The 16,085-nt window shown below is 74.1% G+C and carries 9 protein-coding genes; 2 read left to right on the forward strand and 7 right to left on the reverse strand.

Annotated elements, in window-relative coordinates; all coding sequences use genetic code 11:
• Positions 1-91: 91 nt before the first annotated feature.
• The 3 genes from OG875_RS09215 to OG875_RS09225 all read right to left on the reverse strand — a co-directional run bounded on the left by OG875_RS09215 (position 92) and on the right by OG875_RS09225 (position 5,121).
• The gene (locus OG875_RS09215) at positions 92-994 is read right to left on the reverse strand and encodes a hypothetical protein (protein ID WP_330173725.1); all 903 of its coding nucleotides are present in this window, start codon (positions 992-994) and stop codon (positions 92-94) included.
• A 121-nt stretch (positions 995-1,115) separates the two neighbouring features.
• On the reverse strand, positions 1,116-4,574 hold the full coding sequence (locus OG875_RS09220) for an ATP-dependent helicase (protein WP_330173726.1): 3,459 nt from the start codon (positions 4,572-4,574) through the stop codon (positions 1,116-1,118).
• Positions 4,575-4,728: 154 nt separating this feature from the next.
• On the reverse strand, positions 4,729-5,121 hold the full coding sequence (locus OG875_RS09225; RefSeq protein ID WP_330173727.1) for an MGMT family protein: 393 nt from the start codon (positions 5,119-5,121) through the stop codon (positions 4,729-4,731).
• A gap of 224 nt (positions 5,122-5,345) precedes the next feature.
• Here OG875_RS09225 and OG875_RS09230 point away from each other — a divergent pair, with 224 nt between their 5' ends.
• Positions 5,346-8,309 carry a lysylphosphatidylglycerol synthase domain-containing protein gene (locus OG875_RS09230; protein WP_330173728.1) on the forward strand — a complete coding sequence of 988 codons (2,964 nt, stop codon included), beginning with the start codon at positions 5,346-5,348 and terminating at the stop codon, positions 8,307-8,309.
• 159 nt (positions 8,310-8,468) lie between these two features.
• Positions 8,469-10,142 carry an alpha/beta hydrolase gene (locus OG875_RS09235; RefSeq protein ID WP_330173729.1) on the forward strand — a complete coding sequence of 558 codons (1,674 nt, stop codon included), beginning with the start codon at positions 8,469-8,471 and terminating at the stop codon, positions 10,140-10,142.
• Between the two features lie 164 nt (positions 10,143-10,306).
• Here OG875_RS09235 and moeZ read toward each other — a convergent pair whose 3' ends face one another.
• The 4 genes from moeZ to OG875_RS09255 all read right to left on the reverse strand — a co-directional run bounded on the left by moeZ (position 10,307) and on the right by OG875_RS09255 (position 16,058).
• Positions 10,307-11,485: an adenylyltransferase/sulfurtransferase MoeZ gene (moeZ, locus tag OG875_RS09240; RefSeq protein ID WP_330173730.1), complete on the reverse strand. Its 1,179-nt coding sequence runs from the start codon at positions 11,483-11,485 to the stop codon at positions 10,307-10,309.
• A gap of 302 nt (positions 11,486-11,787) precedes the next feature.
• Positions 11,788-12,777, reverse strand: a complete 990-nt coding sequence (locus OG875_RS09245) for an NAD-dependent epimerase/dehydratase family protein (RefSeq protein WP_330173731.1) — start codon at positions 12,775-12,777, stop codon at positions 11,788-11,790.
• A 184-nt stretch (positions 12,778-12,961) separates the two neighbouring features.
• On the reverse strand, positions 12,962-14,119 hold the full coding sequence (locus tag OG875_RS09250) for a hypothetical protein (protein WP_330173732.1): 1,158 nt from the start codon (positions 14,117-14,119) through the stop codon (positions 12,962-12,964).
• Entirely contained in the window at positions 14,112-16,058 is a 1,947-nt protein-coding gene (locus OG875_RS09255) for a glycosyltransferase (protein WP_330177677.1), read from the reverse strand. The genes OG875_RS09250 and OG875_RS09255 overlap by 8 nt, the downstream gene beginning before the upstream one ends.
• Positions 16,059-16,085 lie beyond the last annotated feature (27 nt).

The following is a 16,085-nucleotide window of genomic DNA, read 5'->3' on the forward strand; positions in this document are numbered from 1 at the left end:
CCACTTGGACCCCGCACCCCACCTCTCCACACCTGCCGCCCCGCGCCCCGTCGGCCGCCTCCGTCCGGCGGCGGCCGGTGCCCCCGCGGCGTCAGAAGCCGGGCTCCGGGCTCGCCGACTGCCTGATGTCCGCCAGGTCGACCACCTCGTCGGCGGGCGGGGCCGTGACCTGGACCGGCACGCCGAAGTCCCGGAAGAGGACGGTGCCCGGAGTCCGGCCGCCCTCGCCGGAGACCTTCAGCAGATAGGGCGCCCCCTCGGCGGCCACGAACGTCGTCCGGGTCCCCTCGGCGCCCCGCTTCACCAGCGTGACCGCCTTGCGGCCGTCGACCTCGGCGGCGTCGCCCCGGGTCACTCCGGTGGTGTCGGCGGTCTCCAGGGCGTCGAGCATCGCGTCCAGGTCGCACGCGCCGCCCAGGCCCTGGGCGGCGGCGCTCCCGCCCGCCGGGATCTTGAGCCACTTGCCCCTGAGCAGCTGGACCAGTTCGTCGGACCGGTCGGGCGGGGCGCTCCCGTCGGGGTCGGCGCTGCGCGCGTCCGGGTCGGTGCCGTCGTTGCCGTTGCCGGTGGCGGAGCCGATGGCCCGCCAGAACTCGTCGTCGCCCTTGATGTACGTGACGCCGTCCACCACGGCGAACTCCGCCTCGGTGTCGTCGCGGCGCAGACCTCCGGAGCACGTGCCCCGCTTGTCCAGCGAGAAGTCGATCTTGAGGCGGCGTCCGTTCTCCGTGCTCTCCGCCGTCAGCCGCAGGGACCGCGCGTTCTTGGTCGCCGTCACGGCCTTCCGGGCGATCCCGGCCGCGCTCAGTCCCGCGAACGGGTCGGCCGGCGCGCTTCCCGTGGAGGACGCCGCCTGCTCGGCGGCGGCCACCTCCCTCGCGGCGGCGTTCTCGGCCACCCGGGCGGCCCCTCCGGTGGAACAGCCCGCCGCCCCGGCCACCGTGAGGGCTCCCGCCAGCGCCGGCATCAGGAACTTCCGCGTGATCGCGGTCATCTGTTGTCTCCTCGCACCTCTGGCACGTCTCGTACTCCGTGCCCTTCGTGCCGTTCCCGTTCCGGCGCGGGAGGCGTCGCGAAGGGTGCATGTGCGCGAGGGATTCATCCGGGAGAGGCACTCACTCCACGATCTGCCGCCCCTCCGGCCGCGCGCTGCACGACGCGCGGAACGAACAGTGCGCGCAGTGCTGGCCGGTGCTGGGCGTGAACCGTTCGTCCAGTACGCGCCCGGCCGCCGTGGCCAGCAGGTCACCGACCCACTCCCCCGCGAGCGGCCCCTGGGCCTGCACCTTGGGCAGGACCTCGCCGCCCTCCTTCTTCGGCGCGGCCTGCCGCAGCTGGACGAGTTCCGCGCCGCCGGGCTCGGGCCGCCGCCCGTCGAAGACCTCGTCCACCGCGCCCTCGGCCACCGCGAGCTGGTAGACGGCGAGCTGGGGATGGTGCGCGACCTCCTCCTTGGTAGGGGCCGCCTTGCCGGTCTTGAAGTCGACCACGTAGGCGCGTCCCTGGGCGTCCTGCTCCACGCGGTCCATGGAGCCCCGGATCCGTACCTCGTACGCGCCCGCCTCCAGGGTCACGTCGAACGCGTGCTCGGTGGCGGCCGGGGTGCGGCCGGCGCGGTCCATCACGTGCCAGCGCAGGAAGCGTTCCAGCGCGACGCGCGCGTGCTGCTTCTCCTGCTGGGACTTCCAGGGCGCGTCGAAGGCGAGCGCGTCCCAGACCGAGTCGAGCCGTTCCATGAGGACGTCGAGGTCGGCGGGGGTACGGCCGGAGGCCACCTCGTCGGCCAGGACGTGGACGACGTTGCCGAACCCCTGCGCGGCGGTGGCCGGTTCGTCCGCCTTGACCTCCCGCCCGAGGAACCACTGGAGCGCGCAGGTGTTGGCGAGCTGGTCCAGGGCGCTGCCCGAGAGGGCGACCGGCCGGTCCCGGTCGCGCAGCGGGACGGCGCTGCGCGTCGGCTCGTACAGGCCCCACCAGCGGTCCGGGTGGGCGGCGGGGACGAGGGGCCGGCCCTCCTCGTCGCTGAGGGCGGCGAGCCGGGCGAGGCGCCGGGCCGCCGCGTCGCGCAGCGCGGGCGTGGCCTCCGGATCGACGGTGGTGGCGCGCAGTTCGGCCACGAGCGCGGCGACGGCGAGCGGGCGGCGCGGGCGGCCGGTGACGTCCCTGGGCTCGACGCCCAGTTCGGTGAGGAAACGGGAGGGCTGGTCGCCGTCGTCGGCGGGCGCCTTGACGGCGGTGACGACGAGCCGTTCGCGGGCGCGGGTCGCCGCCACGTAGAACAGGCGCCGCTCCTCCGTAAGGAGGGCGCCGGGTGTGAGGGGTTCCGCCAGGCCGTCACGGCCGATCCTGTCGGCCTCCAGAAGAGAGCCGCGCCGCCGCAGGTCGGGCCAGAGCCCTTCCTGGACCCCCGTGACGACGACGAGCCGCCACTCCAGCCCCTTGGAGCGGTGCGCGGTCATCAGACGGACGGCGTCGGGCCGTACCGCCCGGCCGCTCAGGGTGTCGGCGGCGATGTCCTGGGCGTCGATCTCCTCAAGGAAGTTGAGGGCGCCGCGCCCTCCGCTGCGCTCCTCGGCCCGTGCCGCCGCGTCGAACAGCGCGCACACGGCGTCGAGATCCCGGTCGGCGTTGCGGCCCGCGGCGCCGCCGCGCAGGGCGGAGCGCTCCAGCCGGGCCGGCCAGGGGGTACCGTCCCACAGCTCCCACAGCGCCTCCTCGGCGGTGCCGCCGCCCGCCAGCAGGGCGCGCGTCTTGGCGAGCAGCGCCCCGAGGACCTGGGCGCCGCGCGCGTGGGCGGGGTCGTGCGTGACGAGCCGCTCCGGCTCGGCGAGGGCGCGGGCCAGGAGGACGTCGGACGGCGGGGGTACGCGGGTGCCGGCGGCCCGCTCCTCGTCACGCAGGGCGCGGCCGAGCCGCCGGAGGTCGGCGGCGTCCATGCCGCCGAGGGGGGAGCCGAGCAGGGTGAGCGCGGTCTCGACGTCGAGCCAGCCGCTCCCGATCCCGGCCGCGTTCCCGATCCCGGTCTCACCGTCGGCGCCGTCCCCGTCCCCGGCCTCCGCCCCCGGGTCCGTCTCCGTACTCCCCGTCCGTTCGCCCCCCGTCCGTTCGTCCGCCGTCCGTTCGTCCGCCGTCCGTTCGTCCGCTGTCCGTTCGTCCGCCGTCCGTTCGTCCGCCGGGCGGACTGCCGCCCTCGCGACCGCGCGCAGCGCCGTCAGCAGCGGCGCCACCGCCGGTTCGTGACGCAGCGGCACGTCGTCGCCGTCGATCTCCAGGGGCACGCCCGCCGAGGTCAGGGCCCGCCGCACGGCCGGGATGGTCCGGCCGCCGGCCCGGACCAGCACCGCCATCTCCCGCCACGGCACGCCCTCTTCAAGATGCGCGCGGCGCAGGATGTCCGCGACGTTCTCCAGCTCGGTCGACGGGGTCGGATAGGTGTACGCCTCGACCCGGCCGCCCGCCCGCACGGCGGCCAGCTCCCGGTGTGCCCGCACCTTCTCGGCGGGCAGCCGGCCCAGCGGCATCCGCCCGGTCAGCAGCCGGGTCGCGGCGAGCAGTTCCGCGCCGGAGCGCCGGGACGTGGTCAGGACCCGCACCGGGGCCGGGCGGCCGTCGGTACGCGGGAAGTCGAGGGGGAAGTCGAGGATGCCGTTGACGTCGGCGCCCCGGAACGCGTAGATCGCCTGGTCCGGGTCGCCGAACGCGACCAGTGTGCGGCCGTTCCCGGCGATCGCCCTGAGCAGGGCGACCTGTGCCGGGTCGGTGTCCTGGTACTCGTCCACGAACACCGCGTCGTACCGGTCCGCCAGCTGCCGGGCCACCTCGGGCCGCTCGGCCAGGAGCACTGCGCGGTGGACCAGTTCGGCGTAGTCGAGGACGCCCTGCATGTCGAGGACGTCGAGATACTCGGCGAGGAAGGACGCGGCGGCCGTCCAGTCGGGGCGGCCCGTACGGCGCGCGAAGACCGCCAGGGAGTCCGGGCCGAGGCCCAGTTCCCGGCTGCGGGCGAGCACCGCGCGCACCTCGTCGGCGAAGCCGCGCGTGGTGAGGCAGGCCCGCAGGTCGCCGGGCCAGCGGATGTGCGCCCGGCCCTCGCGCTCCAGGTCGAGCTGGCCGGCGAGCAGGTCACGTACGGCGACGTCCTGCTCCGGTCCCGACAGCAGCCGCAGCGGCTCGGTGAAGAGCTCGGCCTCCTGGTGGGCGCGGACGAGCGCGTAACAGAATGAGTGGAACGTGGTCGCCCGCGGCCCCTGCGCACCACCCAGCCTCACCGCCGTGCGGTCGCGCAGTTCGACCGCCGCCTTGCGGCTGAAAGTGAGGACGAGCATCCGTTCCGGATCGACGCCCCGCGCGACCCGCGCGGCCACGCTCTCGACCAGCGTGGTCGTCTTCCCGGTGCCCGGACCCGCGAGGACGAGGAGCGGTCCGCGGTCGTGGTCAACCACCGGGCGCTGCGCTGCGTCCAGCACAGGGGGATCCGCCGGCGCCGGTGCCGTACGCACGAGCCGGTACGCGGCGGAGTCCCGCTGCCGTACCCGACGGTGCGGAATACGTCCGGTGGAAGAGAAGGAGCTCACGTGGATCGCCGGTCCTGGAGGGGTGCTGGTGGTGACGGGGTCTTCTGAGACGCGCGATCCGGTGCGCGGGCCGCTGCTCGCGGCGCCCGCTCGTCCGTACGGTCCTCAGGAGACGCGCTGGAGCTTCCGCGTCGGGGTGGAATATCAGAAAATGTCAGATGTGAGCAGCATCGCCCTCGTCGGCGTCCGATTCGGGCGGGCGGCCGTCCCAGCGCGCCCGTCTCATGTCGACGCGCGGCAGGTGGCCCGTGGAGGCACGCGTGGCCTCCCGCAGCGGGGTGCCCTCCTCGCGGTAGTGGGCCAGGGCCGTCAGCTCGTGACCGGCGAGCAGCACGCCGTCCGAGCGGATCACGCGCCACCAGGGCACGGCCGACCCGTACAGCGCCATGGCGCGGCCGACCTGGCGGGGGCCGCCCTCGCCGAGCCACTCGGCGACGTCGCCGTACGCCATCACCCGGCCGGGCGGGATCAGGTCGGCCACGTCGAGCACCCGTTCCGCGTAGTCGGGCAGGGCCGCGGCCGACTCGTCGGGTTCGTCGCTCCTCATCCGCCCCATCCTGCCGCACGGCACCGACAGTCCGCCCGCGCGACGACCGGGACCCGGCCGCACCCCCGCACCGTCCGCCGCGCCCACCGCGTCCGCCACGCCCGACGCGGTGTTCCCCAATGCACCCTGATACCCCCCTCTGTCACCCTGGCGTGCCACCATCATGCGGGCGGTGACTGGTGATACGAGACCAAGAAGACACGGATTCGACAGAGGAGCAGGACGTGCAGCCTCCGACGGTGGCCGGCACCCCTGACGCCGAGCCACGCCCCGAACCGGCTCCCGACGCCCCCGCCGGGGCCCGGAAGCGCGCCTCGACCGAAGCGGGCCGGTCCGGCACCGGCGCCTCGGGTGACACGAGTGCGGACGCCACCGGAGAAGCCGCCGGAGACGGCGCGGGAGACAGCGCGGGAGACAGCGCCGCAGACATGGACCGCGACACGGGCGGCGACGCGCGCGGGGACACGGGCACCGGCACCGGCACCTCCGACGACGCGCCCGCGACCGGCTCCCGGCCCGGCGCCGGAAGCGAGGCGGGCGCCGATACCGGGGCCGAGGACTCGGCCCGCCGCGACGCGCCCCCCGGAAGCCACGCCGACCCGCTCTCCGGCGACGAGCCGCTGCTCGCCGCCCGCGTCCACCGCCCCTCCGACCTGCTGCGGCTGCTCATCGGCGTCCTGGCGATCGCCGTCGTCATCGCCCTCTCCGCGTTCGCCCACGGCACCACCTCCGGTCTCGAACAGGACATCAGCAAGGGCACCGGCCAGGCCCCCGACCTGCTCGTCAAGGTCGCCGGGCTGATCTCCAGCATCGCCGTGCTGCTCGTCCCGGTCGCCTTCGCGATCGAGCGGCTGATCAAACGGGACGGCCTGCGGATCGCGGACGGCGTGCTCGCCGCCGTCCTCGCGCACGGCGTGACGCTCGCCACCGACCTGTGGGTCGCCCGCGCGGCGCCCGGCTCCATCCAGGACGCGCTCACCCGCGCGCAGCCCGGCGCGGGGCTCACCGACCCCGTCCACGGCTATCTGGCGCCCGTCATCGCCTACATGACCGCCGTGGGCATGGCCCGCAGACCCCGCTGGCGGGTCGTCCTGTGGGTGGTGCTGCTGCTCGACGCGTTCGCGATGCTGGTGGCCGGCTACACCACCCCGTTCTCGATCATCCTCACCGTGCTGATCGGCTGGACCGTCGCTTACGGCACGCTCTACGCGGTCGGCTCGCCGAACGTACGGCCCACCGGCCAGACGCTGATGGCGGGTCTGCGCCATGTGGGTTTCCGTCCGGTCAGCGCGATGCGCGCCGAACCGGACGAGGCCGGTGACACCACCGAGCAGGGCGAACGGGGCCGCCGCTATCTGGTGACCCTCGACCACGGCCCCCCGCTGGACGTCACGGTCGTCGACCGCGAGCAGCAGGCACAGGGCTTCTTCTACCGGGTCTGGCGCCGGCTCACCCTGCGTTCGATCAGCACCCGCCGTTCGATCCCGTCCCTGCGCCAGGCGCTGGAACAGGAAGCGCTCCTCGCGTACGCCGCGATCGCCGCCGGGGCCAACGCCCCCAAGCTGATCGCCACCTCCGAACTCGGCCCCGACGCCGTCATCCTCGTGTACGAACACGTGGGCGGGCGCTCCCTGGATTCGCTGACGGACGGCGAGATCACCGACGCGCTGGTGCGCGGCGCCTGGGAGCAGGTGAGGGCGCTCCAGTCGCGCCGTATCGCCCACCGCAGGCTCACCGGCGACGCGCTGCTGGTCGACCGGGACGGCAAGGTGATCGTCACGGATCTGCGCGGCGGCGAGATCGCCGCGGGCGACATGGTGCTGCGGATGGACATCGCGCAGCTCCTCACCACCGTCGGGCTGCGGATCGGCGCGGAGCGGGCGGTGTCCACGGCCGTGGACGTCCTCGGCCCGGACGCCGTCGCCGACTGTCTGCCGCTCCTCCAGCCCATCGCGCTCAGCCGCTCCACGCGCACGACACTGCGCCGGCTCGCCCGTGAGCGGTCCCAGCGGGAGCGGGACGCGGTGCTGCGGGCGACGGAGGCGGCGAAGCTCTCCCGTACGGAGGCGGCCGTGGCGGCGACCACGGAGGCCGAGCGCAAGGCGGCCCGCAAGGCGCTGCGCGCGGAGAAGCAGGCCGAGAAAAAAGCCATGGAGGACGCGCTCGACGAGGCGCGCGAGGAGGATCTGCTCTCCCAGATCCGGGGGCAGGTGCTGCTGATCAGACCGCAGGCGCCGGTCGAACCGGTCCGGCTGGAGCGCATCAGACCGCGTACGCTCCTGAGTCTGATCGCGGGCGCCATCGCGGCGTACTTCCTGCTCACCCAGCTCGCCGGGATCAACTTCGGCAATGTCTTCGCGCAGACGCACTGGGGCTGGGTGGCAGCCGCCGCCCTGTTCTCGGTGATCAGCTATGTGGCCGCCGCGATGAGCCTGCTGGGCTTCGTCCCGGAACGGGTCGGCTTCCTGCGTACGGTCGTGGCGCAGGTCGCCGGGTCCTTCGTGAAGATCGTCGCCCCGGCCGCCGTCGGCGGTGTGGCGCTCAACACCCGTTTCCTGCAACGCGCGGGCGTACGCCCCGGGCTCGCCGTGGCCAGTGTGGGTGCCTCGCAGCTCTTCGGGCTCGGCGCGCACATCCTGCTGCTGCTCACCTTCGGCTATCTGACCGGTACGGAGAAGACGACCTCGCTCACGCCGTCGAGGACGGTGATCGCGGGGCTGCTGACCGTCGCGGTGCTGGTGCTGGTCGTGACGGCGATCCCGTTCCTCCGGAAGTTCGTGGTGACCCGGCTGCGTTCGCTGTTCGCGGGGGTGGTGCCGCGCATGCTCGACGTGCTCCAGCGGCCGATGAAGCTGGTCACCGGCATCGGCGGGATGCTGCTGCTGACCGGTGTGTTCGTGCTGTGCCTGGACGCCTCGATCCGGGCGTTCGACGACGGGCACCAGCAGCTGAGTTACGCGAGCCTCGCCGTGGTGTTCCTCGCGGGCAACGCGCTCGGGTCGGCGGCGCCGACACCGGGCGGTGTGGGCGCCGTCGAGGGCGCGCTGACGATCGGTCTGATCGCGACGGGTGTGCCGAAGGAGGTCGCGGCCCCGGCGGTTCTGCTGTTCCGGCTGATGACGCTGTGGCTGCCGGTGCTGCCGGGGTGGATCTGCTTCAACCACCTGACGCGCAAGGGGGCTCTCTGAAGGAGGCGCCCGGCACGGGCCGCGTCGCCGGAGCGGCATGCCCCGTAGGCGGCATTTCCATGCATGCAGGCTGTTCTGTGCGGGCGTACGGAACCTCGCCACCACCCGGCCGGACCCCCGGGCCGCGCGCCGCTCCCCGTCCCGGCGCACCATGGGGAGATGCCGACGCCCTCCTTCCCCACGCCCGCCCCTCCCGCCGGGCGGCGCCGCCCGGCCCTGACCGCGGTCACCGCCGTCACCGTCGCCGCCCTGCTGGCCGCCGCCGGATGCTCCGGTCCGGACGGTGACTCCGGGGCCGGCGACGGACCGGGCGGCCGGAACGACACGGACACGAGCACGAACGGCCAGGAAGGCCGCAACAGGGCCGAAAGCAGCTCCGCCCCCGGGAATCTGACGTCCCAGAAGCTGAACTGGAAGCCGTGCCCCGCCCCGTCGGCGGCGGAGGGCGGCGGTCCGGCCCCGTCGCCGCTGCCCGGCGGCACGAAGTGGGAGTGCGCCTCGATGGCCGCCCCGCTCGACTACGCGAAGCCGGACGGCGACACGATCGACCTGGCGCTCGTCCGGGGACGGACCAGCGACCCGGGCAGACGCATCGGCTCGCTCGTCTTCAACTTCGGCGGGCCCGGCGGCTCCGGGGTCAGCGGACTGCCCTCCTTCGGCACCGACTACGACAAGCTGCGCACGCGCTACGACCTGGTCAGCTTCGACCCGCGCGGCGTGGGCCGCAGCGACCCGGTGGAGTGCCGGAACGACAAGCAGCTCGACGCGTACTACGCGACGGACATGACGCCGGACACCGCCGCCGAGCAGAAGTCGTACGTGAACGGCCTCTCCTGGTACGCCTCCGGCTGCGAGCAGAGGTCCGGCAAGGAACTGCCGTTCGTCGGCACCGTCAACGCGGCCCGCGACATGGAGCTGATGCGCCAGGTCCTCGGCGACGACAAGCTCCACTACTTCGGCATCTCGTACGGCACCGAACTGGGTGGCGTCTACGCCCATCTGTATCCGAAGTCCGTGGGCCGCGCCGTCTTCGACGCGGTGGTCGACCCGAGCGAGACGCCCGAGCAGGGCTCGCTCGGCCAGGCCGAGGGCTTCCAGCTCGCGCTCACCAACTTCGCGAAGGACTGCGTGAAGCGCGGCGACGCCTGTCAGCTGCCGGGCAGTACGCCGCAGGAGATCGAGGACTTCGTCGTCGCGCTGCTCGGCCGGCTCGACAAGAAGCCCATCGCCGGGCTGGGTGACCGCAAGCTGACCCAGACCCAGGCCACCAACGGCATCGCCCAGGCGCTCTACTCGAAGGAGTACTGGCCGCTGCTCGAACAGGGGCTGGACGAGGCCGACGGCGGCAGCGGCGCGCTCCTGCTGGTCCTGTCGGACGCGATGAACGGCCGCAACGAGAAGGGCCAGTACAGCAACATCCAGGCGGCCAACGCCGCCGTCAACTGCGTGGACGCCAAGGAGCGTTACACGCTCGCGCAGACGAAGGCCAAGCTGCCCGAGTTCCGCGCGGCGTCACCGGTCTTCGGGGAGTTCCTCGGCTGGGGTCTGCTGGGCTGTTCCAAGTGGCCGGTGCCGGGCGGGTCGGAGCGGACGGACGTCGGCGCGCCCGGTTCCGCGCCGATCCTGGTCATCGGCAACACCGGTGACCCGGCGACGCCGTACGCGGGCGCGAAGGCGATGGTGAAGGCGCTCGGCAAGGGCGTGGGCGTCGAGCTGACGTTCAAGGGCCAGGGGCACGGCGCGTACAACGCGGGCAGCGACTGTGTGCAGAACGCCGTGAATGGCTATCTGCTGGACGGCAAGGTCCCGAAGTCCGGGACCGTCTGCACGTGAGGTCCGGGACGGTCCGCGCCTGACCCGGGCGCCCACCACCGGGCACCCACACCGAGGAGGCCGGTCCGCACAGCGTGTGCGGACCGGCCTCCCGGGTGGATCACGTGGATCCGTGAACGTGGACCGTGAACGCGGATCCGTGAACGTCGATCCGTGGACGCGGGTCAGTAGACCGGCTTCTCCGGCTCGATCTGGTTGACCCAGCCGATCACTCCGCCGCCGACGTGCACGGCGTCGGCGAAGCCCGCCGACTTCAGGACCGCGAGTACTTCCGCACTGCGGACACCCGTCTTGCAGTTCAGGACGATCTTCTTGTCCTGCGGCAGATCCTGGAGCGCGTTGCCCATCAGGAACTCGTTCTTCGGGATCAGCCGGGCGCCCGGGATCGAGACGATCTCGAACTCGTTGGGCTCCCGCACGTCGATGAGTTCGATGTTCTCGCCGTCGTCGAGCCACTCCTTGAGCTGCTTCGGAGTGATCGTCGAACCGGCCGCCGCCACCTGGGCCTCCTCGGACACGACGCCGCAGAAGGCTTCGTAGTCGATGAGCTCGGTGACGGTCGGGTTCTCGCCGCAGACCGCGCAGTCGGGGTCCTTGCGAACCTTCACCTGGCGGTACTGCATCTCCAGCGCGTCGTAGATCATCAGACGGCCGAGCAGCGGCTCACCGATCCCGGCGAGGAGCTTGATGGCCTCGTTGACCTGGATGGATCCGATCGACGCGCACAGCACGCCGAGGACACCGCCCTCGGCGCAGCTCGGCACCATGCCGGGCGGCGGCGGCTCCGGGTAGAGGCAGCGGTAGCAGGGACCGTGCTCGGACCAGAAGACGCTCGCCTGACCGTCGAAGCGGTAGATCGAGCCCCATACGTACGGCTTGCCCAGCAGCACGCACGCGTCGTTGACCAGATAGCGGGTGGCGAAGTTGTCCGTGCCGTCCACGATCAGGTCGTACTGGGCGAAGATCTCCATGACGTTCTCGGACTCCAGCCGCTCCTCGTGAAGGACGACCTTCACCAGGGGGTTGATGCCGAGGACGGAGTCACGCGCGGACGCGGCCTTGGAACGGCCGATGTCCGCCTGGCTGTGGATGATCTGACGCTGGAGGTTCGACTCGTCGACCTCGTCGAACTCCACGATGCCGAGCGTGCCGACACCGGCGGCGGCCAGATACATCAGCGCGGGCGAGCCGAGCCCGCCGGCGCCGACGACGAGCACCTTCGCGTTCTTCAGCCGCTTCTGCCCGTCCATCCCGACGTCCGGGATGATCAGGTGACGGGAGTACCTGCGGACCTCGTCGACGGTGAGCTCGGCAGCGGGCTCTACCAGGGGTGGCAGCGACACAGGGACCTCAACAGGGGATTGGTCGATTGGTCAGTACGTTTGTTCCTTCCGTAACACTGCCACGCCGCTTCTCATTCCGAGACACCCGGTCCGGTCCGCGAGACGTTTTCGTCCCAGTGACCGGGCAGCGTCATGAATGGACGGATACGCCGGATTCGGCTGGCCCGCCCCGGGCACCAACGGCGCTCCGGTGCGGGCCGGTTCGGCCCGCCCGACGGGGGTGGGAGGCGGGTGCGCGTCGCCCGGTACGCCGACACCGGGACGGGCGGCGCCGGTGACGGACGCGCCGCCACCGGCGGTCGTCAGATACGGCATGCCGCCTCCATCCAGATGTCGGCCAGTGACTCCTCCAGATTGATCCGGGGCCGCCAGCCGAGCCGGTCGCGCGCGGTACGCACGTCGGCCTGCTGCCAGCCGCCGCAGCCGTCGGGGTACGGGTACGGCCCCGCGCCCAGCTGCTCCGACGGGTGCTCGCCGCGCGGCGGGCCGAGGGTGGCGTGCGGGCCGTGCGACACATGGGCGCGCGGCGGGCCGGGGGGCGTGTCCAGTTCGTGCAGGGCGCCTCCGTATCCGGCGACCCTGGCGAGGACGGCGGCGGCGTCCCGGAGCCGGACGGCGCGCCCCGTACCGATGTTGACGACGCCCTGTGCGGCGGAGAGCGAGGCGGCGTGCACGGCGCGGGCCACGTCGCGTACGTCCACGAAGTCGCGCTGCACACCGAGCCCGCCGAGCTTCAGCTCCCCGTCGCCGGACTGGATGGCGCGGCGCATGGCCTCGGCGAGCCGGCCGAGCGGTGAGCCCGCCGGGGTGCCGGGTCCGACGGGGGAGAAGACCCGCAGGACGACGGCGTCGAGCCCGGAGCCGAGGACCAGTTCGCTGGCGGCGAGCTTGCTGACGCCGTACGGCCCGCCGGGGCGTGGCACCGCGTCCTCGGCGGTCGAGGAGCCGGGCTGGGAGGGCCCGTACTCGGAGGAGCAGCCGAGCTGGACGAGGCGGGCGCCGCAGCCGCTGCGGCGCAGGGCCTCGCAGACGGTCGCGACGGCGACGGTGTTGTGCCGGGTCAGCTCGCGGGCGCCGCCCCGGGTGGCACCCGCGCAGTTCACGACGACGCCGGGGTGGACGGCGTCCAGGAACCGGGTGAGGGCGCCGGGGCTGCCGTTGGCGAGGTCGAAGCGGACGTCGGCGTCGTCGCCGCGGCCGAGTGCGGTCAGATGCACGGCCGGGTCGGCGAGCAGCCGGTCGGCGACGAAGCGCCCGAGAAAGCCGTTGGCGCCGAGCAGCAGGACCCTCATCGCGCTGCCCCTTCGTTCCGACGTGTCGGTGCTGGGGGTTGAGGGGTCATGGTCTGTCGTCTCCTTGGAAGATTGCCGTGTGCTTCGGGTTCGCCCGCGGCGTCGGCTCCGCGGGAGGTCGGGGCGGTCCGGGACGGGTCCGGACCGCGGGGGCGTGCGCCGGAGTGCGGCGGTCCCCCGGTGGTCAGGTGTGGGCCGAGGCCCGGGTGAGGGCGACGGAGGAGTGGATCAGCAGTCCGAGCGCGGCGGCGCCGCAGGCGAGTGCCGGGACGGCGCCGGCTCCTCCCGTGTCGACCAGGGCCCGGACGGGGGCGCCGACCGGCTCGAAGCCGGGGACGCCGCCCGCTGTCGCGAGGACGAGGGCCGCCGCCTCGACGGCGCAGGCGGTGATCAGGCCGGTGGCCGCCGCCCGGGGGAAGCCGTGGACGGTGAGCAGCCGGTCGAGGAAGAGCAGCGAGCCGAGGGCGACGGTCGCGACGGGGTGGGCGGTGCCGGTGCCCGGGGACCCGCCGAGGGCGAGTCCGGCGAGGACGGCCAGTGCGGTCAGCGCCAGGGCGTGCAGCGCGAGCAGACCGAGCAGCACGGGCCGGACACGCGCGGCGAAGTCGGCCAGCCCGTGGCTGTCGGCGAGCGCGTGCCGCGCCCGGACGGACAGCAGGTGGGCGCACCAGAGCGCGGGGACCACCCCGAGGGCCAGGGCCACGAGCGGCGCGGCGGCCTCGGCCGGGGACGGTGTCCCCCGGGGACCGTCGCCGCCCGCGCCGCCCGTCAGGTGCGTGAGGCCGTCGCCGTACAGGACGTATGCCAGCAGCCAGCACGCCCACAGGCGGGAAACGCGCGCGGTGTGGTCCTCGACGCGAAGTGGGCCGCGCCGGAGGGCGACGGTGAGCGCGGCGCCGAGGGCGAGGGCCCCGGCCGCTCCTGTCGCGAGCCCGATGCCCTCCCCGGCGCCGTCGGTTCCGTACGACAGGGCGAGGACGCCGACGACCGCCACGGCGCCGGGGAGCAGCCCGCGCGCGGCCCACACGGCGCGGGGGTCGGCGGCGCGTGCCGGGCGGGGGGCGCTCGCCCGGGAGGTCTCGGTGGCGCGGCCGGTGGCGGCGGGGCGGGGGACGCGCGCGTACAGCTCCTCGGCGAGGGAGAAGACGTTCCGGTGCCGGAAGCGGGTGGCCGCCCGGTCGGTGACGCCGTGCGCCTCCAGGCCGGCGGCGATCTCCAGGGGGTCGACGGCGCGTGCGCACAGTTCGCGGTGGCTGTGCAGCAGCGTCTTGACGGGGTCGGCGGGGCCCGGACGCGGGGCGGGGCGGGTCGGGCGCGGGCCGGTGGTGTCCGTGTCAGGCATCGCTCTCCCCCGCGGTCTGTCCGGCGCCCACGGCGACGGCCTCCGTGGAAGGGCGTGGCGCCCGGGGCCGCGCGGGCGGGGCAACGGAGACGGTGGCGGGCGGCGGGGACATCGACACGGGGGGCACCATCGGGACCGGCGACAGGCCGGGGATCGGGACGGTCCGCACCCGGGCGGTGGGCCGGTGGCCGGGGATGCGGCCCTCCGCCGGGCCGGCGAACGGCAGCGGGCCATGCCGCGTGTCCGCCGTCCCGGCGGGGTGGCGGACCGGGGTGTGCGCGACGAGTTCCAGATAGAGGGCGCGGAACGCCGCCAGGTTCTGTTCGACGGTGAAGAGTTCCAGCGCGCGTGCCCGCGCGGCGGCGCCGAGCCGTTCGCGGCGCTCGGGGTCGCGCACCAGCGCGAGACAGGCGTCGGCGAGCGCCCGCGGGTCGCGCGGGGGCACCACCAGCCCCGTACCGCCGACGACTTCGACCACGGCGCCGACATCGGTGGAGACGGTCGCGCGCCCGCAGAACATCGCTTCGACCAGGCTGACCGGGAAGCCCTCGACGATGCTGGACAGGACGACCACCCCGGCCGCCGCGTACACCTGCGCCAGCTCCGCCGCGCCGGGCCCGCCGGCCTCCTCGAAGGAGACGGGGCTCCCGCCGTCGGGGTGCGCGTCGGCCGCCTCGTCCGGGAACAGCCGGGCGGCCAGCAAGCGGCAGTGGGCGAGGTACGCGGTCGCCTCGGCGCCCTGCGCGGCGGCGCCGACGACGCGCAGCCGGGCGGAGGGCTCCTCCTTACGGATGTGGGCGAAGGCGTGCAGCAGGGAGATCAGGTCCTTGGCGGGCTCGATCCGGCCGACCCAGACGAGCGTGTGCGGGTCACCGGGGTCACGCTCGTCCGGGGCGGCCGGTGACCGGAAGCGCCCGGTCTCCATACCGGGGTAGACCGTGCGCAGTTTGGCGCGGTCGGCGCCGCAGCGCTCCTGCCAGCGGCGGGCGTGGGTGTTGCCGGGGGTGATGACGGCCGCCTGCCGGTAGACCTCGGCGGCGAGCCTGCCCTGGAAGGCCGCGAGCAGGGCGCGCACCGGCATGCGCGGGGGCGCTTCCCCGGCGGGTCCGGCGGCCAGATAGTGGGCCCGCAGATGGACGCCGTACTCGGTGACCAGGAGCGGCGTGCCGAAGAAGCGTTTGGCCAGAAGTCCGGGAAGGGCGGCGGGACCGCCGGTCGTCGCGTGGCACAGATCGGCGGTGCCGAGGCCGTCGTCGTCGTACCAGTCGAGGGAGAGCGGGCGCAGTGCCCGTTCCACCCGGTCGGCGAAGGCGAGGTAGTCGGGGACACCGGCGCCGCGCACGCCCCGGCGCGCGCCGGGGGCGTGGCAGGCGGCTTCCAGTATCCGTACGGCGGTCTCCGAGCGCAGCGCCGTGGGCAGGCCGCCGTGGTCGCGCGCGAGGTCGGCGAGCCCGTACAGCCCGTCGGCGAAGGCGCGGGCACCACGCGGGGCGACGGCGTCCGCGCCGCTCACGCCACGCTTCACGCCCGTGCCGTCCGTGCCGTCCGGGCGGCCCACCGCGCGCGTGCCGGGCTCCGCACCACTCGCGCCGCCCGCCACGCCCGTGCCGCCACCCGCGCCGTCCGTGCCTCCGTCTGCGCCCGCGTCCGGGGCGCACACGGCGGTGATCAGCTCCCCGAAGTGCCTCGTGAAGCGACGCCGTTCGCGCCGCCCGTACGCCCTCCCGTCGCCTTCCGCCGACCAGAGGGACGCGGTGCGCACCCGCCGCACCGGGGGCGGCAGCTGTATCCAGCCCGCGCCCTCCTGGTGGGCGCTGCGGCTGAGCGCGTAGATGTCGAACTCGTGCCCGGCGAGCCCGCGTACGAGCCGGTCGCACCAGAGCCTGGACTCACCCGTCGCATACGGGTACCCACCGTCCGTGAGGAGTCCGATCCGCACGAGCACACCCCCGATCTCCCTTGTGGG

Source organism: Streptomyces sp. NBC_01498 (assembly GCF_036327775.1).
In the GTDB taxonomy this organism is placed as follows: Bacteria; Actinomycetota; Actinomycetes; order Streptomycetales; family Streptomycetaceae; genus Streptomyces.

What these genes read in the sequence shown, in the direction of transcription:
- OG875_RS09215 (WP_330173725.1), bottom strand. Translation starts at nt 994, where the DNA reads ATGACCGCGATCACGCGGAAGTTCCTGATGCCGGCGCTGGCGGGAGCC.
- OG875_RS09235 (WP_330173729.1), top strand. Translation starts at nt 8,469, where the DNA reads ATGCCGACGCCCTCCTTCCCCACGCCCGCCCCTCCCGCCGGGCGGCGC.
- OG875_RS09250 (WP_330173732.1), bottom strand. Translation starts at nt 14,119, where the DNA reads ATGCCTGACACGGACACCACCGGCCCGCGCCCGACCCGCCCCGCCCCG.
- OG875_RS09225 (WP_330173727.1), bottom strand. Translation starts at nt 5,121, where the DNA reads ATGAGGAGCGACGAACCCGACGAGTCGGCCGCGGCCCTGCCCGACTAC.
- OG875_RS09245 (WP_330173731.1), bottom strand. Translation starts at nt 12,777, where the DNA reads ATGAGGGTCCTGCTGCTCGGCGCCAACGGCTTTCTCGGGCGCTTCGTC.